Source organism: Nocardia fodinahabitans, from assembly GCF_052983615.1.
Genome location: NZ_JBRJJC010000001.1, coordinates 2,328,080 through 2,345,584 on the forward strand (window position 1 = coordinate 2,328,080; position 17,505 = coordinate 2,345,584).

Here is a 17,505-nt window from a genome sequence, read left to right on the forward strand (position 1 = left end):
TGTGGGACCACAACGTGGTGGTCATGGCTTCCGGCGTGCAGATCGGACTTCCGACGCCGACCGCGAGAAACGACGACCCTGTCCGTCTTTGGGAGCTGCCACCACATAGCCCGCAGCGCCCGGGGACCACAACGGTTCTGCGTGCGGTGCGTGCCTGTGTAGAACGGGGCGAATCACGATGACTCGCGGACGAGTTCTAGCGACCGACAAGGTTATTCGTCAGGCGACCGTTTACCGGCAGGTGTGTGGATTCGATGCGTTCGCCCGGGAATCCACCGGCCAGATCGTCGTGCGGACCGGCACCATCGGCGCGATCGTGTTGCCGTCTGCGCTGTGTCAGCGAGTCGTTGCGGAGATGGCGTGGCCGGGACCAGTCATCCTCGACACCAGCTCCCGCCGTCCTGTGGCGACAATGATGACCAGGCCGCCACCGTCATACCTGCGTAGCTCGAGTACCTATGCGGCACTATCGGCCGTCGAGGCCGTGCTGATGCCCGACGGTGACGAGGTGCTACTGCCCTCACCACGTGATCCCGCGCGACGCTGGCTGCCGTTCGAACCACTGGATCCGTATCGGCCTACCGCCGAGGTCGTCGTCACCGCGATCTTGGCGTGCCGGTAGGGCACCGGAGGTTCGCTATGCCGCTGCCGCGATCACCTCGCCCCGACGAACCCGACACCCACCTACGGGTGATCAGCGCCGGGCTGGTGGTCGACTTCCGCGGCTGCCGCACCGCGGTGCGGAACTTTCTGCGTGACTGGCTTTCCCATCCCCATCCATCCATCACCGCTACCGAGATTCGGGACGGATTTCTCCCGATAAACCGAATGCCCTGCGAGGAACTGTGGCTACACCCCTGACCCAAACCCCTGCCGATCGCTGCATCGCCTACCGGAGCCTTGGTTGGCGCGTCGAGCTCGACGGATACGACCAGATCATCCTGCCCGCCAAGACTGTTCACGGGATCCAAGTGTGTTCGGGATTGGCGGACCTGGTCCTGGACACGCTGCGCCACAGCAGGGTGATCACGCCGGTCGTGGACAACGTCGCCACCCGGACCCGCACCTTCTTGACCACCGCGCCCAAGGTCGGCGATACCCGGGCGATCAGCTTGTTTCCGCCTACCTCGACGGTGCAGGCCATCCGTACCGCCCCCGGTTCCCCGATCCCACTGCCCACCCCGGGAGACGAGACCCGTGTCTGGCTCGATGAACCCCGCCCGGACAGTCTCGCCGATTTCGAGTTGCTGATCAGCTTCACCCTCGACGCCGCGCGCGCCGCGCTGCACGCCGCGTGACCGACCACCACGCCAACTGAACCAACATCCCCGATTCGCCGGGCGCCGACCGGCGTCCCCACCACCACACAGATACGGAACTGACATGACCTATGCGAGTTGGTACGCCCGGACCGAGTCCGGCCTGGCTGCGCTGCAGCGCAGCCTGATCGACATCGAGAGTGGTGTCACCCGCCAGCGCGCATGGAACCCGGAATTGGTCATCGGACTGGCCCAGACCGAGGACTACGCACGGGCGGTCCTGACCGCCTGCATCGGAGTCCTGGGCGTTCCGAACGATCTCGACGAGGTCGTCGCGGCCCGGATGCAACGCCAACTGATCCTCGACCGCGAACCCCACACGTTCGAGTTCCTCATCGGCGAGTGGGCCTTGCATCGCACGGTCGGTAGCGCCGCGGTGATGCGCGCTCAGATCAAGGCGTTGATCGATGACCTGGACTCCCGCCCGAACCTTCGCATCGGGATCGTCGCGCTCAGCGCCGAATTCGTAGCCGCCACCTTGGCTTTCGTTATCCACGACAGCTCTGCGGTCGAGATCGAAACCGTCACCGGTGAAGTCATCGCCACCCGCCCCGACGACATCGCACTCGCTGAGCGCACCTTCGCCCTGCTCCAGAACCAAGCCGTCTACGGCGACGACGCGCGGGTCCTGCTCACCCGAGCACTAGCTACCCACACCGACTAGCCGTCACCGTCGTCCACCGCCGAGCCAACCGGCTCGACGGCGGCGTGGTCGCGAGTTGTTCTGCCCCCGATCTGATTCACCACCACACCGACGCCGCAAGGTCGCGAGTGTGCGCTGTTCGCAAGGAGCTTCGTCGATGACCAGCGCAAACGAGCCGTCACCGTCGCTTCCATCAGGGCGGGTCGTGCTGCAAGCGATGTTCGGACGGGCCAGCAGCCACCAGCTGACCCATCCTCTCCTCGCCGCCGCGGCCGAGCTGGTCCGTCTGGCCACCCGCGCCGCCGACGACGAAGTCAGCAGGGCGCGGATCGGGCAGATGCGGCGCATCGACACCTACGTCGATCAGGTCCTGCCGATCCCGGTCGAGTCAGCGGTGCTGCACACCGAAACGGTCTCGATGGTGCTGGTCAGGATGGCCGACCACGCCGCGTCGCCGGGCCGCCCCGTCGACCTCGACCGGTTGTCTGCGGTGTGGGGCCCGCTCGATGAGCTGGTGCGCGGGCTCGACGCGCTCACCGACGATCTGCTCGCCGGACGTCGGCGGGTCCCGTTGAGCATCTGGTGGAGCACCCGCTCCGACTTGATTCCCTTGCAGGAGAAGCGATGACACTCACCCGAAGGACCGCGGCGATCGTCGCTTGCGTCGCGGTCTTCGTCTCGGGCGCACCTGAGGTGTGCGTGGCCTCGGCGTCACCGACGACGACACCGGCCCCTTCGACGTCGCTGTCGCTCACGAAATGTCCAGCGCTGTATGTGTTCGCTGTTCAGGGCACCGGTGAGTCCTCACCGGATGCCGCGCCGAGCACTGACACCGGGATGTTGTCGCTGGTGATGCGGCCGATGATGGCCGCCGCTTCCGATCCGGGTCTGGTCGATCGCGCCTATGTGCCTTATCCGGCGGGCTTCGGTGGCGCGGTCGGTGCCTCGCTCGTTCCGTACGCCGAATCGGTCGCTACCGGCGTGGTGCGCACGGAATCGATGATGGCGCAGCTTCATTCGGTGTGTCCGCGAACCAGGGTGGGGTTGGTGAGCTATTCGCAGGGCTCGCATGTCGCCTCGATCGTGGCCCAGCAGATCGGTGCGGGCCACGGGGTCGTCGATCCCAGTGTGATCGCGGCGGTGATCTTGATGGCCGACCCGACCCGAAGCCCCGGCACGGGATTGTTCCCTGGCACCGAAGCCTCCGCACCGGCCCCGGCGCCAGGAACCAGTGGAAAACATCTGGCAGCACTGCCCGCAGCGCCGGTCCGATCAGGGGTTGCGGGTGGTGGGATCGGCCCGCAGCGTGACATCGCCGAAGATTTCGGCGCACTGACCGGCCGAGTGGCCAGTGTCTGCGTCTCCGGTGATCTGGCCTGCGACACCCCCGAGGGGTCGGCGATCTTGCGTGCCGCCGCGGGGGTGGCTTCGCAGTCGCTGATTTCGACCGGGGACCCGATCGGCTCGCTGATCTCGATCGGGCAAGCCCTCGCCTACACCTCGCTCAACGCAGCAGCCACCGTCCTCGACGACATCGCTGTTGTTGACTCATATGGCACGCTGAGCATTTCACCGCAGAAGTCGATATCGCAGCGCCTCGCGGATGCCTCGGACCCGCGGGCCGGGTTGGATGTCAACGCCGCCCTCGCCGCCGTGACACGTGTCGGAACTATCGGGTTCGACGCGGTCAACGCTGTTGTCGCGTCGGTGCTCAACCCCGCCGCCCTCACCCAGCTGGCGGCTGTCGCACTGTCCAATCCGGCCGCCGCTGTCGTCATGCTGGGCGAGAAGTTCACCAGTGCGGTCGCCGACCTGGTGGCGCCGACGACCGGAGATCGACTGATCTCGACGGCATTCGATGTCGTGCGGCGCGAGGTTGCCGACAACCGCGACCTGCTCGACCTCACCACGTGGGTGCGGATCTGGGAAACCGGAATGCGGCACGACGCCTACTCCCATGCCGTCGGTGACGGGCCCTCCCCTGCCGCGTGGGCGGGAGCGTGGCTTGCCGCCGTCGCCCACGACGCCGCCGCCGCACCCTTGTTACCGGCGCGCACTGGTGAAGTTTCACCTCCGTCGCCGACCGCTACCCTCACGCGCTCGGTGCTCGTCTCGACCTCGTCCGCGCCGTTCAGCGTGGACCTTCCAGCTCCCACCACCTCACGAGGACCGAGCCCCTTGCCGGTCGAGGTGGTGGGAGCCCCCCAACACATCGCGGCACCACCCACCGAGCTGCCACAACTACCGGCCACCGTTCCGGTGACCGTGGTCGGCCCAAGCCAGCCCGGCGTCAGCGCCGACGCGACCCACCCCCCGACTAGCTCGACCGTTGCCCGCCAGCCCGGCATCACCGACCCCACTCGCTAACTCCCCCAACCCCTCCGCTGTCTGGCAGCGCACTGCCCGTAACCAGCAGTCCTCACCGATCGATCGGAGACCGATGAACAGAAGAATCGCACCGTTGCCCGACACCAACCGGTTGCTCACGGTGTGGAACGGCGCGCAAAAGTCGACGACCTCGCTCGAGCACGCCACGCACGTCTTCGTCACGATGTGGACGATCTACCTCACAGACGTGGACCCGGCGACCATCAGTGAATGGCAGCACTACGAGATCCCCAAAGCCGCGACCGATCTCAGTCGCACCATCGCCCGGGTGATCGATGACGAGATCAGCTGGCATATCGGGAACCGACACGACACAGCGGTCCTGATCGACGACGACTCCCCCGAGCTCGTCACCGCCGGGGAACTGGTCGGTCGCATCGCTATGTTCACCGTGCTCTTCGACAAATGGCCGCCGCACCTGGGCCAGTGCCCGCTCGGTCCGGCGTTCCTCGAATCCGGCCGACAGTTCGACAAGCTGATGCGGGGCCTGGCCAAAGGTCGTCGCCAGCCTCGTCGCCGTTGCGACGGTTTGCCGCCGGTCCCCCGACCGCAGCGCATCGAGCTGGGCGCCGTGCCCCGAAGCAGCCAACCATGACGACTACTCGCCCGATGTTGCACTACAGCAACATCAGCGCCCCCACCGCAGCGATGGTCCGACACGGCCCCGACACCGTTGTCGGGCTCGCGTTCAACCCCACCTGCCTCGCCCTGGTCTACCTCACCGTGCATCCCCGCGTCCGCACCGTGACCAGGGGTTCGCGCTCGGTCGGGGTGGAAGTCGGATGCGACATCGTCATCCACCACGGACTCCACCAGCAAGCACGCCGACTTCTCTCTGCCCGCATCGATCAATGCTGGCGCCACGCCCGCGCGCTGGCAGCGCACAATCCGGTGCCGGATCTGCGCTGCTATTACGGATCGCAAGTGCTCTCCGATCTGGCCGGGCTCTGGAAGTTCCGGACGGGGTTCGAATCGGAAATCATGACGATGATCGATCTCGCCTACGACATCCCCGAGGCCGGCGCAGAGCTGTTGAACGCGGTGATCGCACACGGGTTCGCACCCGGCACCCCACCCGAACAGCTGGCCGAACGCACGGTCCTCGTCGAAGCGTTCGCCGCCGCCGCCCAGGGTGCACGCCACCTGAAACTCCTCGATTCGACCGACCTCGACATCGTGGCCCTGCTCGACCAGATCGAACCGCCCGCACGGTCTTCGACAGCCCTCATCTCTCATCAGGCTCCGCCGCTTCATCAGGCTCGGCCGCGCCGTGTCGAGCTGACCGCACGCTGACCTTCACACACCGTCACCCGTCCTACCTACCTACACCCGTACCACTGCCAGGGGGCCACCACATGACACTGGACTTCGATCCCGCCACCGCACACCAATTCGCCACCACCGGCACATACATCGCCGCCGAGGTATCCCACGCCACGAACACCACCACCGCAGCGGTCGACGCGGTGCCCGGGTTGGGGCTGATCGGCGAAGACTTTCGGGCTTTGCTGATCACCGCGATGACCAACCACGCCAACCATCTCGGCGGCTGCGCGCACACGGTGACCGATCAAGCCGACCACGTCGCGACCTACCGCGCCCAGATCAGCGGGCTCGATCAGCGCATCGGCGACGGCCTCGACAACATCGGGCAGTTGTGATGGCCGGGCGTGTGAAAACCTCGACCAGCAGCCAGGTGGCGCCAGATCCCGATGCGATCATCGCCTACCTGTCGGCACCGATCCGCGAGCTGCGCACCAGCGTGGACGGCACCGGCGACCCAGCCGAGGCACTGGGCCTGCTCAACAACGCGATCAGCCAACTCGACTCGACCGAGGCGCCCTACCGCCTGCAGGCAACCGATCTCGAATCGAGCTGGAGCTCCACAGCTGCTAACTCCGCGATCCCCGCGATCCGCGCCTCCCGCACCAGCCTGGTCGAGGGCAGCGACCAAACTGGAGAGTTCGCCACGCTGATCGACGCCGCAGTCGGCACCAACACCACCGCCGCCGCGGCGATCGATGCCGAACTCGACGACTTCGAAACCCGAGCCCGCCGGATTCTGAAAGCTTCACCGAACGAGCAAGGCGTCACCACCGTCATCGAGCTGGCCCGACAGATGTACAGCAACTCCCTCTCCGCAGTCGACAACGCGCAAGCCGACTACGACACCTACACCAGCAAGCTGCGCGAAACCGACTACACGACACCGAAATCCAGCCTCGGAACCGGCGGCGGCCCTTCCACCGGCGACCCATCCCTGACCAGCGACGACGACACCGACACAGGCATCGACGACACCGGCAGTAGCTCGACATCGACCGATCCGGTCATCGCGATGCAGCAAACCCTCGCCACCGCCGGCATCGACGCCGCGACCACCCTCGGCACCCAATTGATCACCTCCGGGGCCGAAGTGCTGACCACCCTGATCACCGAAGCCGCCGGGGTCGCGACCCACGCCATCGACGTCCTCGGCGACGAAGCCGGTGAAACGATCACCGCCGCACTCACCGGCAATACCGGTGACAGCACAGGCACCGCGCCCACGGCGAACGGAACCGGGACCGGTTCGAACGTGCCCAGTAACGGCGGCACCGGTAGCGGGGCACCGCTGTTCAACTTCGGTGGTTCCGACAAACCTGCCACTGGCGCGAACGGTGCCAGTACCGGTACAGGATCGAATACCGGTGCCGCGCCGATCACGCCGAAACCAGACGCGCCCACCAGTGACGGCGACCAGAAACCCCAGCCCTCCCCCGCGCCTGGCCCCGCTGTGTCGCCTGGCCAGAATTCGAGCACCGGCGCTGTGGTGCCGCCTGCTGCGGGTCAAGCCGCCGGGACTGACGGCGAGCACAAACCGCGTGCACAAGCCGGCACGACCTCACCATCAGCAATCGCCGGTGACGTTGTCGCGGTGGTGGTTCCCGTCATCGGAGCTGTGGGGACATGACCGACAACCCACTCGATCTGCGCCGACCCGACCCTCCGACCGGACCTGACGATCTCAGTAGCGACGCCGACCACGGGTTCGACGAGGACGACGACTACGACGACTACGACCGCTCCAGCGACTGGTCGGCCTGGATGGACCCCACCGACGCCGACCCCGACGAACCGAAGGCGCCGCCCGGGTTTCGGCAGGTCGGACGTAACTACGCACCCGCACGCCCCGACCAGCCCGGCACCGGACGAGTCATCGCCACCCTCGGCGCGGTCTTCGCGGTCGTGATCATCGTTGTGTTGGTCGTGCTCGAGTCGCTGCCCGACACCGACGAACAATCCAACACAGCTGCGAGCACGCCTTTGCCCGCACCGTTGACCGGGATGGTCCACGCGGTCCCGACAACGACCACCGCGCCACACGCGATCGCCGACTGCCCCCACAAACGCAGCACCGCTCTGTCTTCGGGCGCCGACCCCGGCGACACCACCAGCGCGGTCAGCGTGATCTTCGCCTTCCAATACGCCTACTACGTCCAACGATCCGCCACTAAAGCACGCGAATACGTCACCGCCGACGCGAAAGTCCCATCCACGCAGCACATTCAGGGCGGCATAGATTCCGTGCCCGTCGGAACCCGCTACTGCGCCACCGTCGTGCCGACCGCACCGGGCCGGTGGCAGGTCCAGATCCGTGAGCAATGGCCGAACAAAACCCCAGAGCTGTTGGCGGCCTTGATCATCACCACCGCGACCGAGCCCGACGGCACAGCCACGATCACCGCGATCAGCGCGGCACCATGACCCGCCCAACAACCACCACCCCACACCTCCGACACCAACAGACACCGAGATGAACGAGCACCGAACGCGGCAGGAGCCCCCACCGTGACCACCCGTCCACCAAACCTGATCGACCCCGACCAGCCGACCCCCGCACGCCTGCACAGCGCGTTCCTCGGCGGGAAGGACCACTACGACCCTGACAAGGTGCTAGCCGACGCCTTGGCGAGCAGCACGATCCGGCCCGCGGTCGCCGAATCCCGTCGATTCACCCGACGCGCGGTCGAGTACCTGTCCGACCATCACGAGGTGTCTCAGTTCGTCGAACTCGGGTGCGGCATTCCCCACTTCCCGAATATCCACGACATCGCCGAACGAGCGAACAGCAGCGCAAAGACGTTGTATGTCGACTCCGACACCGTCGTGGCCGCGCATGGGCGTGCGCTGCTGCACGAACCACCTACCCGGTTCTTCACCGATACCGACATCACCGACGCTGACACGATCGTGGGCGATGTCGCCGCCGTGATGGACATGACGGCACCGTTGGCGGTGTGCGTGTCGGGCACCGCAGAATGGATTAGTGACGCCCCTGCCGTGCTCGCGGCGTTGACCGCCCGGTTCCCGGTCGGGACATGGCTCGTGTTCACCCACGTCACCGACGAGTTCTACCCCCAGCACGTCCAGGCCGCCGCCGAAACCCTGCGCCGCGCGGGCATCCCGTACCACCCACGCGGACGAGACGAGATCACGGCCATGCTCGCCGAGTACCAACTCCTCGCGCCCGGTCTGATCGCCCCGCACCGGTGGGTACCAGCCCTCAGCCGCGACGACGACAACCGGAATGGGAACGAGGACGGCGAGGGCGACGACCGCGACAGAGTACGGAGGCTGTCGCCCGCCGCACCACGCCATCGCGGGGCGTGGGACCTGAGCGCCTACGCTGCCATCGGCCAGCTCCACCTGAGGGGTCCTCGGTGACCGGCGGCTTGTGCAACCGGGGACGGACCTTCTGCCGGTGTGATGGATAGCATCGGCATGGTTCAGCGGAGCACACCCATCGTGAGTTCATCGGAAGGACAGTCCTCTTGGACGACTACCTCGTTCCCCACTCTGAATAGCCACGACTGGGGACGATCACCAAACACCGCCGACATGATCCGCCTCATCGTCCGCGACGAAGCAGTCCACGGTTACTACTTCGGATACAAGTTCCAGCTCGGCGTCGGCCAGCTCGGCGTCGGCCAGCTCGGCGTCGGCCAGCTCGACGACGAGCAAGCCGATGCGCAAGAACTGGTGTACGAGCTCTACGAGAACGAAGTCGAGTACGCGCGCGACCTCTACGGCCCGATCGGGTCACCAGCGATGTCGAGAAGTTCCTGCGGTACAACGCGAACAAGGCCCTGATGAACCTCGGCTACGAACGCCTGTTCCCACGCGACGACCGCGAGGTCAACCCCGCGATCCTGTCCGCCCTCTGGCCCAACGCCGACGAGAACCACGACTTCTTCTCTGGGTCCGGGTCGAGCTACGACATCAGGAAGGGTGTCGAGGCGGAGGATGACGACTGGGAATTTTGACCGTCACCGATCTACCGGTTCCCGGTGAGCTTGTAGCCCAGGCTATTCGGTGACGCCCTGCGGATCTTTCCTTCGCGAAGGGAGGCCGAGCGTGTCGGCCTGGCGAAGGGCGCCAACGATGGCCGATGTCGCTCAAGTGGGTTATGCGCGTCGGAAAAATCGTCAAGAATGGCCGTATGTCGAACCCGACGACTCCGCCCCCCTCTTCGTCGACACCTCCGCCTTCGTCGACACCTCCACCCGCAGCGTCGTCGCCAACACCCTCGCCGGCCACGCCACCAACCCCGTGGTGGAAGAACAGTGTTGTTCTCGGGGTAGCGGGACTGGTCGGGGCCGTTGCTGCCGTACTCGCGCTCTTTCGCGACACAGTCGACTTCAAGATCGGATCTGCGACAAATTCGCCAACCACGTCGATCGCATCCACCGCGAATCCGGCACCTGGTATTGGCGTTGGCAACAACAACTATGGATGGGGGCCGATGCGGGAGATGTACACCAAAAATGAACCCTCCCCTACCGCAGTCTTCAATAGCCTTGCTGACAATAAGCAGATGGGCGACGAACGAAATTATGTGCACTGCCGTGTGGCGGATAGCAAGAACATGTACGCGGATGAGGTCGCGATCAGTGGCGATGTTGAAATTTCAGTTATGGTATTGATTGACAATTCCAGTTCGCTCCCTGACCAGGCCATAAGGGGTGCTCGGATGGACTTGCTGGTCGAATCCAAGCCAGTCTTCAATCCCGTATTGAATGTCACACTCTCCGCAGACAATGCCATCACAGTATGGAATGGATGCAAAATCCTTTCGACAAAACCTACCACCCTTTCGTATGTTCCGGGAAGCGCGCATCTCGCTGTTTATGAGCATCCGCTAATAAAAGTAGAAGACCGGGTAGTGCGCGGAGATAAACTACTGCCGGGCGTGCGGGGGAATGCCGACGGAGTAATCGGAGGCAACAGCCAGACCTACGGGTGGATTGAATTTCGCGTGGCGGCATTTGGGAGGGGCTAGCGGGTCCTTCTCGGGGGTCGTCGGCGCGGGTTACGTCATCGAGAAGGCTGTCGAGACCGCGGGGGCGCGGAATCTAGGCTTCAGTCCCAGGAATTTCGCTCATTGAGAGCGAGGGCCAGGCTGGTTGCGACCATCACCGCGAGAACTGCGTTCTCTGGCGTGTAGTGCTCGGGATGCGCACGGTGGACGCTGACGTGACGGGACAGCGGCGCCGGGCGTGGCTTACCGCTCTTTGGGCTCCACTCAGTCAGCAGGTTCACCACCGGCGCAACCCCCAACGTGTACCGCAGCGTGTTCGTTGCGAAGGCCTCGGCCAGATTCTTGACGACGCACTGATTCTTGGCCTTTCCGTGCGATTCGTTGATGTGTTCAGTGATCAATGTGTCGCAGATATTGACGGCGAGCGCTTGCGCCGACTCGAGGTGTCCCTGCTCGAGGGTTTCGATGGCCCGTTCGAGCAGCACCTTCTGGGCGGCTACCTTGGGATGCACTCGACGATCGAGGGCTTCACGGCAATCGTCCACGATGTCCGCGGTGCGGGCGACCAGTATTTCGACGCGGCCGACGCGATCATCCGCCTCAGCCAGATCAGCAACTATCTCTGCTCGAGGGATGTACGCGATCGGGATTCCATCGTCCTCGACGATCTCGCGGGCAAGCTCGAAATCTAGTGCGTCGTCCTCGGGCCAGTTGCTCGGATACCGCTTGGCCAGGCTGCGTAGGAGATCGCTGACGGCCGGCGTGACGATGGACTCGGGCAACCCGATGCTTGGAAAGTAATCCACAAACAGGCGTGAGGTGTTCATGACCGGGGCAAGGTCCATACGCAGCTTCGACAAGGTCGATGTGTAGGTGTCGAAGTCAGCGGTGCGCAGGTGGTTCAGCTCAAAAAACTGCCGACCGAGGTCAATAGTGGGGAGCACGCTGGTGTACGTGCTCATCGCGGTAGTCATCGGAGGAAGGCGCAACTGGTCGAATAGTGGTGGTGGCGTGAACATCCGCATACGCTCGTCGTGCGCCTTGAGAATAGCCGCGAGCGAACCGTTCTGCTGCACCGTGCGCCAAGCCGCGGCGGCTATCGTGCGGAACGCGCGGTCTTGGGCCTTGGACATGGATGGACAGTACATGATCGTCTATCCCATACCTCATCTGATTTTCAGGCGGCATGACCATGGTTGGTTGCCGTCACCGTGACAAAGCACTCTAAATTCCGCGAAGAGCTTGAGTGCGAGTGCGAGAATCGGCGCCGTGGCGACCGTGACAGCCAAGTCGTGGTCACAAGCGTGTTCAAGATCGTCCCCCACGACTCCAATGCTTGGCGCCCCGGCTCGACCCGCTCCTTGCCTGGATTCAACCGCATCCCGGATCACATCCAATACAACAACGCAATCGTTCCGAGGTCAACCCCTTCACATCGAGCCTTGTGAACACAGATTCATCGTTCGAATTAACGACTAACGACATATATCGCCTTCACGCCGTGATCCGAGTATTGAAATGCAACCTTGGTTCCATCAGCACTGACAACTGGGTCGAAACAATCGCCGCATTACTTTTGGCAGCAGTGAATGACTTGGGTCGGCCCGCCCGGTTCCGCACCGCAGACAGCCCTCGCGCCGTCTTGGGAGACATGGCCCAAGCGCCCAAACATGTACAGGCCCCTGGAATTCAGCTCGCCACCGAGGTGGCGATGCGGATACTTGACCGATGAGCTTTGACCTCCTGCTGTTGGCGGTGCCCCTCTCCATCGCCTTCTGGAGCGCGTACCGGTATCCACGAGTTGTTCGACGCAGCGAGGTGGGCAGGGCGAGCCGCGACGAAAGCCGAGGTAAGGTGAATCCGCGTGCGGGCCTTCCGGTCCCGCACGAGATCAGAACTGGTCACCCCGAGAACTACTACCGTCCTCGCCCTCCGACGATCTATGACCGTCGTTATCCATGGTGACCGAGGGGAGCGCTGGCCGAGGTTCCTCCGCTTAACAGCGTTGTCACTATCGCCAAGTTGGGCGTTGTGAGAAAGGGACAGCACAGCACGGATCTGGGATGCGCGCACCCATCATCAGGTCGGGCGACCCCTCACCGGCCACACTGACTGGGTGGTTTCGGTGGCGTTCAGCCCCGACGGGGGCCAGCTCGCCACTGGCAGCAAAGACAGCACGGTGCGGATTTGGGATCTCAGTACCCATTGGCAGGTCGGAGGGCCCTACCGCGAACACACAGGCAGCGTGAATTCGGTGGCGTTCAGCCCTGATGGCAGCCAGCTGGCGACCGGCAGCAATGACCGCACTGCGCGGATTTGGAGGGTGGCCGGGCCCGCGTAGCGCCTGGGCCGACTGCCCGCAGTTCACGTCTGTGCCCGGCGACGTCGGTGCTGCGGTGACGTAATCAGTGACGGCCGGTTTGTGCCGCGCCGCCGACACGCAGCCTCGCACTGTGCTTGGTCTGCGCCCCGGGCAAGCGTGGCCGTGGCTTCCTACATGGTCAGTTCGGTGTACGTGCGCCCGATACCGTCGGGGATGGAAATGGTGGCACGCCAACCGAGTTCGCTTGCGGCCACAGTCGAGTCGAGTGCGCCGTGCAACCACTCACCCTCGCGGGCCGGAGCGAATTCAGGGGAGAGATCAGTACCGGCGGCTGCGTTGACCGCGTCGAGCAGTTCGAGCACGGAAGTGCCTGTACCAGAGCCGATATTGAACACTGCTGTGGTGCCGGTGTAGCTGCCTGCGGCCACGAACGCGTCGACAATGTCAGCGATGTACAAATAGTCGCGAGTCTGTTTGCCGTCACCGAAAACCGTGGGTGCCTTACCAGCGGCGGCGAGACCGCAGAAGATCGCGACTACACCTGCCTCACCGTGCGGGTCCTGGCGCGGTCCGAACACATTGCCCAGACGCAGGGCGATGTGGCGGCCGCCGTACAGCCGGTTGTGCAGAGTCAAGTACTGCTCAGCGCAGTACTTCGAAATCCCATACGGTGCTTGGGTTTGCGGAAGCACCGTTTCCGGCGTCGGCATCTGCACGCCGTCGCCGTACATCGCGCCGCCGGTGGAAGCCATGATGACGCGGGCGCCGACGGCGGTGGCCGCGGCCACGACGTTGAGGGTGCCGTTGATGTTGACGAGCGCGTCGCGGTGGGGGTCGGCGACCGAGTACCGGACGCTGATCTGCGCTGCGAGGTGGTAGATCACCTCGGGGCGCGCTTGTTCGATGATCGCGGTGACCGCGGCGGTATCGACGACGTCGACCGTGTGCAGCGTGACCTGGTCTGGGATGCGTGTTCGGTCGCCGCTGGAGAGGTCGTCGATGACGGTGACGGTGTGCCCGTCCGCGACCAGCCGATCGAGCAGGTGGGATCCGATGAATCCGGCACCGCCGGTGATGAGTGCGCGCATGGCTGGAGACCCTATCTGATGAGTGAGAGCACGTTGGTGGTGGTTTCGGGTAGGTCACGGGCGCAACGGAATCCGAGGTCTGGTCCGGAGTAGTCGGGGCTGCACGCGATACGTTCGCTGGTGCGGGTTTGCCATCGGAACGACTTCCAACCGCCGCCGCGCACCGTGATGTGACCGTGGTCGGCGACGGCGTGATAGCTGGGGTCGTAGCGGCGGTGGCGGTCGTAGAGCAGATACGACGACGCGGTCCATTCGGAGACGTTGCCCGCCATGTCCACCAGCCCGAAAGGGGAACTTCCGTCGGTGAATGCTCCGACTTCGGTGGTAGCGGGGGCGGGCCCGTGCTCGGCGTAGTGAGTTCGCCACCACGCTTTCCAAGTGGCCAGATCGTGGATCGGTTGGCCTGCCCAGTGTTCGGCGGTATTGGCGCGGGCGCTGTCCCAGCTCGGGCCCCACGGCCACGGCCGCCACTGGGGGCCGTGGGCGGCGTACTCCCATTCGGCTTCGCTGGGCAGTCGTTTGCCTGCCCAGATGGCGTAAGTAGTGGCGTCGGTGTGGTCCAGGTGCACCACCGGGTGGTGTGGTCGGTCGGTGACCGCGTCGAGGTCGGGGCGGGGGTGGCGCCAGGAGATGCCGTCCATGGTGGTCCAGTAGTCGGGCCCGTAGACCAGGGCGTAGCCGCGTCGCTCGGCGGCGCTCACATGCCCGGTCATCGTCACGAATTCCGCGAACATGCTGTTGGTGACCGGTGTCCGGTCGATCTCGAACGCGGGCAGTGTGATGGTGTGCTGCGGTGTTTCGTCCTCGAACCAGGTCCGAGGGTAGTGCTGGGAGGCGGCGACGGTGTCCAGGTGCGATTCGGGTGACCCGACCGCCACCTGGGCGGCCGGGATCGCGATCATCTCGGGCACGTTCACCCGCCCACCAACGCCGGGATGATCTGGAGCTCGTGATCTCCGGCAGGAATCGGGGTGTCGAGGTCCAGGATGTGAGTGTTGTTGAGGCACACGATTGTCCACGGTGCGAGTCGCTCACCGTCGAAGATGCGTTCACCGAATATCGGGTGCTGACCCACCAGCCAGGTCAGGGCTTGCCCGATGGTGGTGGCCTGGGTGCTCAGTTCGGACAGGTCTGCTCCGACCAGTGTGGGCCAGCTCGGTGGCAAGACGAATCGGACGGTCATGACGGCACCGCCACGGTGCGCATCCACGCCAGCGTCGCGGCGACGCCGACGTCCAACGGGGTTTCGGGTTGCCAGTCCAGAAGTTTGCGGGCACGGGTGGTGTCTGGTCGGCGCACCGTGACCACGTCGCTGCGACCCGCGACGATATCGAGGGAGCCTGAGCCGGCCTGGTCGATGATCAGCTGGGCGAGATCGCGGATCGTGATCTCGTGTTCGGAGCCGAGGTTGATCGGCCCGAATTCGGTGCTGTCGAGCATCGCGAGCAGCCCGGTCACGAAATCACCGACCCAGACCAGGGATCGGGTTTGGGTGCCGCCTCCCTGGAGTTGGAGCGTCTCACCGGCCAGGGCCGCGGCGCAGAACGCAGCGACCACCCGGCCGTCGTCGGGCCACATGAATGGTCCGTAGACATTGAACGGGCGCACGATCCCGACATCAGCGCCCATCCGGTGGTAGGCCGCGGCGGCGGCTTCGGTGGCGCGTTTGCCTTCGGTGTAGGCCGAGTGTGCTCCGATCGGGTCTGCGTTGCCCCGGTAGTCCTCGGTCTGCGGATGGACCAACGGGTCACCGTAGATCTCCGAGGACGAGGCCACGATGGCTCGGATCCCGGCGCGGTGCGCGCATTCGAGGACGTTCATCGTCCCGACGGTGGCGGTGCGCAGGGTTGCCAGTGGCATCGCGGTGTTCGCCTTGGGCGAGGCCGGGCAGGCAAGATGGACGAGGTGGGTTGCCCCGGTGATCGCGGCGAAGCTGACCGGTGCGTTGACATCACTGACGCGCAGGCTGAATCGGGGGTTTTCCAGCAGGTCGGTGACGTTGTCCCTGCGGCCGGTCGAAAGGTTGTCGATCGCGGTGACCTGGTCACCACGGTCGAGCAGGGCGCGGCACAGATGAGAACCGATGAACCCGGCGCCGCCGGTGACGATGACGTGAGATGCGTTGGTGGACAATGAATCCTCCTGAATCGGGTGGAACTGCGGATGTCGGAATCGGTGTGGTTCAGAGGTGTTCGATGTTCGGTGCGGTCGGGAGCGCCCCGCACGCGTCGAACACGTAGTTGGCGGTACTGATCAGCTTCAGGTCCAGGCCGGTATGCCCGACCAGGACCGCGACCCCGGACGCGGTGTTCACGATGTCGGCGGTGACACGGGGCAGCACCTGGAGTCCCTCGGGGATGGTCGGGTCCACGATCACGACCTCGGCGCCGTAGCGGCGCAGCGCCCGGATCACTTCGAGGGCGCACGATTCGCGCAGATCCGCGACATCACGCTTGTAGGTGACCCCGACGGCGACGATCCGGGCGGACTCGATCGCGACACCACGGCGATCCAGGCCACTCACGATGCGATCCGCGACGTAGGTCGGCATCGAGTCGTTGATCCGGGAGGCAGTTTCGATCAGCACCGCTGGAGTCCCGGAAAGGGTGCGGATCTGCCAGCTCAGATATCGGGTGTCCACCGGCAGGCAGTGCCCACCGGCGCCGACACCGGGATGAAAGCGCATGAACCCAAAGGGTTTGGTCTCGGCCAAGGCCAATGCCTGGCGTACATCGGCACCCAACGCCCGCGCATGCTGGGCGAGCTCGTTGACCAGCGACACGTTGACCAACCGGAAGACGTTCTCGAAGAGCTTGGCCAGCTCCGCAGTCCGGATATCTGGTGCTACAACGACTTCGGCAACCAGTGCGCGCCAGAACTCGGCGATCACGGTTGTGGAGGCGTCGTCGATGCCGGCGACGATCTTCGGGACGGCGCGCAGTCCTGCCAAGCCCATGCCGGGGTCGATCCGCTCGGGTGAGTACCCCAGGTGGAAATCGACCCCTGCTCGCAGCCCTGAGCACTCCAGGATCGGCTGCACGATGTCTTGTGTGGTGCCTGGGTAGGTGGATGACTCGAGCACCACCGTGCATCCCGGTTCAAGATGGGCCGCAACATGTTTGGCTGCCGCCTCGACCAGCGTCAAGTCCGGGTCGCCATCGCGATCGAGGGGGGTCGGCACGGTGATCAGCACGATGTCGAATCCGGCCAACGCGTTCGGGTCCGCGGTGGGAAGCAGCCGACCCGACCCGAGCGCGTCGGCCAGGTCAGAGTCGGTGACATCGACGATGTAGGACTTCCCGGCCTGGAGTTGCATGATGCGGTCCGGGTCGGTGTCGATGGCAACGACGTCATGTCCGGCGGCGACGGCGAGTAGTGCCACCGGCACACCGACATACCCGCAGCCCAGCACAGCGACCCGCCTTGGTACGAGTGGTTTCATG

General features: G+C 65.0%; 20 protein-coding genes and 1 pseudogene. 15 read left to right on the forward strand and 6 right to left on the reverse strand.

The window, feature by feature from the left end:
• Nucleotides 1-241 precede the first annotated feature (241 nt).
• From NV348_RS10920 to NV348_RS10985, 14 genes and pseudogenes are all read left to right on the forward strand, one after another.
• Nucleotides 242-622, forward strand: coding sequence for a hypothetical protein (locus NV348_RS10920; protein WP_062990323.1), 381 nt, complete (start codon nucleotides 242-244; stop codon nucleotides 620-622).
• A 223-nt stretch (nucleotides 623-845) separates the two neighbouring features.
• Nucleotides 846-1,298 (forward strand): hypothetical protein, encoded by a 453-nt coding sequence (locus NV348_RS10925; RefSeq protein ID WP_062990328.1) that lies wholly within the window; start codon nucleotides 846-848, stop codon nucleotides 1,296-1,298.
• Between the two features lie 85 nt (nucleotides 1,299-1,383).
• A complete protein-coding gene (locus tag NV348_RS10930; RefSeq protein WP_062990330.1) occupies nucleotides 1,384-1,983 on the forward strand; it encodes a DUF5753 domain-containing protein in 600 nt (199 codons plus the stop codon).
• Between the two features lie 136 nt (nucleotides 1,984-2,119).
• Nucleotides 2,120-2,590 carry a DUF4254 domain-containing protein gene (locus NV348_RS10935; protein ID WP_143876018.1) on the forward strand — a complete coding sequence of 157 codons (471 nt, stop codon included), beginning with the start codon at nucleotides 2,120-2,122 and terminating at the stop codon, nucleotides 2,588-2,590.
• Nucleotides 2,587-4,329, forward strand: a complete 1,743-nt coding sequence (locus NV348_RS10940; protein ID WP_101465727.1) for a cutinase family protein — start codon at nucleotides 2,587-2,589, stop codon at nucleotides 4,327-4,329. Before NV348_RS10935 ends, NV348_RS10940 begins: the two co-directional genes overlap by 4 nt.
• Nucleotides 4,330-4,402: 73 nt before the next feature.
• Nucleotides 4,403-4,945 (forward strand): hypothetical protein, encoded by a 543-nt coding sequence (locus NV348_RS10945; protein WP_062990336.1) that lies wholly within the window; start codon nucleotides 4,403-4,405, stop codon nucleotides 4,943-4,945.
• Nucleotides 4,942-5,643 (forward strand): hypothetical protein, encoded by a 702-nt coding sequence (locus NV348_RS10950; protein ID WP_143876017.1) that lies wholly within the window; start codon nucleotides 4,942-4,944, stop codon nucleotides 5,641-5,643. The genes NV348_RS10945 and NV348_RS10950 overlap by 4 nt, the downstream gene beginning before the upstream one ends.
• 62 nt (nucleotides 5,644-5,705) lie before the next feature.
• Entirely contained in the window at nucleotides 5,706-6,011 is a 306-nt protein-coding gene (locus tag NV348_RS10955; protein ID WP_062990341.1) for a hypothetical protein, read from the forward strand.
• Nucleotides 6,011-7,303, forward strand: coding sequence for a hypothetical protein (locus NV348_RS10960; RefSeq protein WP_062990343.1), 1,293 nt, complete (start codon nucleotides 6,011-6,013; stop codon nucleotides 7,301-7,303). Before NV348_RS10955 ends, NV348_RS10960 begins: the two co-directional genes overlap by 1 nt.
• A complete protein-coding gene (locus tag NV348_RS10965) occupies nucleotides 7,300-8,097 on the forward strand; it encodes a DUF8176 domain-containing protein (protein ID WP_062990345.1) in 798 nt (265 codons plus the stop codon). The genes NV348_RS10960 and NV348_RS10965 overlap by 4 nt, the downstream gene beginning before the upstream one ends.
• Before the next feature lie 84 nt (nucleotides 8,098-8,181).
• Nucleotides 8,182-9,057, forward strand: coding sequence for an SAM-dependent methyltransferase (locus tag NV348_RS10970; RefSeq protein ID WP_062990347.1), 876 nt, complete (start codon nucleotides 8,182-8,184; stop codon nucleotides 9,055-9,057).
• Nucleotides 9,058-9,219: 162 nt separating this feature from the next.
• Nucleotides 9,220-9,656 (forward strand): annotated as a pseudogene (locus tag NV348_RS10975) (ribonucleotide-diphosphate reductase subunit beta); the annotation flags it as partial.
• A gap of 118 nt (nucleotides 9,657-9,774) precedes the next feature.
• On the forward strand, nucleotides 9,775-10,161 hold the full coding sequence (locus tag NV348_RS10980; RefSeq protein ID WP_143876016.1) for a hypothetical protein: 387 nt from the start codon (nucleotides 9,775-9,777) through the stop codon (nucleotides 10,159-10,161).
• 46 nt (nucleotides 10,162-10,207) lie between these two features.
• Nucleotides 10,208-10,672 carry a hypothetical protein gene (locus NV348_RS10985; RefSeq protein ID WP_143876015.1) on the forward strand — a complete coding sequence of 155 codons (465 nt, stop codon included), beginning with the start codon at nucleotides 10,208-10,210 and terminating at the stop codon, nucleotides 10,670-10,672.
• Nucleotides 10,673-10,752: 80 nt separating this feature from the next.
• Here NV348_RS10985 and NV348_RS10990 read toward each other — a convergent pair whose 3' ends face one another.
• Nucleotides 10,753-11,784: a hypothetical protein gene (locus NV348_RS10990; RefSeq protein WP_062990351.1), complete on the reverse strand. Its 1,032-nt coding sequence runs from the start codon at nucleotides 11,782-11,784 to the stop codon at nucleotides 10,753-10,755.
• A gap of 923 nt (nucleotides 11,785-12,707) precedes the next feature.
• On the opposite strand from NV348_RS10990, the gene NV348_RS10995 reads away from it, so the two are divergent.
• Nucleotides 12,708-12,992: a WD40 repeat domain-containing protein gene (locus NV348_RS10995; protein WP_101465726.1), complete on the forward strand. Its 285-nt coding sequence runs from the start codon at nucleotides 12,708-12,710 to the stop codon at nucleotides 12,990-12,992.
• A gap of 152 nt (nucleotides 12,993-13,144) precedes the next feature.
• On the opposite strand, the gene NV348_RS11000 is transcribed toward NV348_RS10995, so the two are convergent.
• The 5 genes from NV348_RS11000 to NV348_RS11020 are packed head-to-tail and all read right to left on the reverse strand — an operon-like array spanning nucleotide 13,145 to nucleotide 17,504.
• On the reverse strand, nucleotides 13,145-14,062 hold the full coding sequence (locus tag NV348_RS11000) for an NAD-dependent epimerase/dehydratase family protein (RefSeq protein ID WP_062990353.1): 918 nt from the start codon (nucleotides 14,060-14,062) through the stop codon (nucleotides 13,145-13,147).
• A gap of 11 nt (nucleotides 14,063-14,073) precedes the next feature.
• Nucleotides 14,074-14,979, reverse strand: coding sequence for a formylglycine-generating enzyme family protein (locus NV348_RS11005; protein ID WP_062990355.1), 906 nt, complete (start codon nucleotides 14,977-14,979; stop codon nucleotides 14,074-14,076).
• Nucleotides 14,976-15,245: a MoaD/ThiS family protein gene (locus NV348_RS11010; RefSeq protein WP_157125492.1), complete on the reverse strand. Its 270-nt coding sequence runs from the start codon at nucleotides 15,243-15,245 to the stop codon at nucleotides 14,976-14,978. The genes NV348_RS11005 and NV348_RS11010 overlap by 4 nt, the downstream gene beginning before the upstream one ends.
• Nucleotides 15,242-16,195, reverse strand: a complete 954-nt coding sequence (locus tag NV348_RS11015) for an NAD-dependent epimerase/dehydratase family protein (protein ID WP_218019991.1) — start codon at nucleotides 16,193-16,195, stop codon at nucleotides 15,242-15,244. Before NV348_RS11015 ends, NV348_RS11010 begins: the two co-directional genes overlap by 4 nt.
• Before the next feature lie 49 nt (nucleotides 16,196-16,244).
• Nucleotides 16,245-17,504: a nucleotide sugar dehydrogenase gene (locus NV348_RS11020; protein ID WP_062990359.1), complete on the reverse strand. Its 1,260-nt coding sequence runs from the start codon at nucleotides 17,502-17,504 to the stop codon at nucleotides 16,245-16,247.
• Nucleotide 17,505: the final 1 nt, after the last annotated feature.

Excerpts from the sequence above, each read along its gene's own strand:
- NV348_RS10930 (WP_062990330.1), top strand. The coding sequence starts at position 1,384 with ATGACCTATGCGAGTTGGTACGCCCGGACCGAGTCCGGCCTGGCTGCG.
- NV348_RS10935 (WP_143876018.1), top strand. The coding sequence starts at position 2,120 with ATGACCAGCGCAAACGAGCCGTCACCGTCGCTTCCATCAGGGCGGGTC.
- NV348_RS10940 (WP_101465727.1), top strand. The coding sequence starts at position 2,587 with ATGACACTCACCCGAAGGACCGCGGCGATCGTCGCTTGCGTCGCGGTC.
- NV348_RS10945 (WP_062990336.1), top strand. The coding sequence starts at position 4,403 with ATGAACAGAAGAATCGCACCGTTGCCCGACACCAACCGGTTGCTCACG.
- NV348_RS10950 (WP_143876017.1), top strand. The coding sequence starts at position 4,942 with ATGACGACTACTCGCCCGATGTTGCACTACAGCAACATCAGCGCCCCC.
- NV348_RS10955 (WP_062990341.1), top strand. The coding sequence starts at position 5,706 with ATGACACTGGACTTCGATCCCGCCACCGCACACCAATTCGCCACCACC.
- NV348_RS10960 (WP_062990343.1), top strand. The coding sequence starts at position 6,011 with ATGGCCGGGCGTGTGAAAACCTCGACCAGCAGCCAGGTGGCGCCAGAT.
- NV348_RS10965 (WP_062990345.1), top strand. The coding sequence starts at position 7,300 with ATGACCGACAACCCACTCGATCTGCGCCGACCCGACCCTCCGACCGGA.
- NV348_RS10980 (WP_143876016.1), top strand. The coding sequence starts at position 9,775 with ATGGCCGATGTCGCTCAAGTGGGTTATGCGCGTCGGAAAAATCGTCAA.
- NV348_RS10985 (WP_143876015.1), top strand. The coding sequence starts at position 10,208 with ATGGGCGACGAACGAAATTATGTGCACTGCCGTGTGGCGGATAGCAAG.
- NV348_RS10990 (WP_062990351.1), bottom strand. The coding sequence starts at position 11,784 with ATGTCCAAGGCCCAAGACCGCGCGTTCCGCACGATAGCCGCCGCGGCT.
- NV348_RS11000 (WP_062990353.1), bottom strand. The coding sequence starts at position 14,062 with ATGCGCGCACTCATCACCGGCGGTGCCGGATTCATCGGATCCCACCTG.
- NV348_RS11010 (WP_157125492.1), bottom strand. The coding sequence starts at position 15,245 with ATGACCGTCCGATTCGTCTTGCCACCGAGCTGGCCCACACTGGTCGGA.
- NV348_RS11020 (WP_062990359.1), bottom strand. The coding sequence starts at position 17,504 with ATGAAACCACTCGTACCAAGGCGGGTCGCTGTGCTGGGCTGCGGGTAT.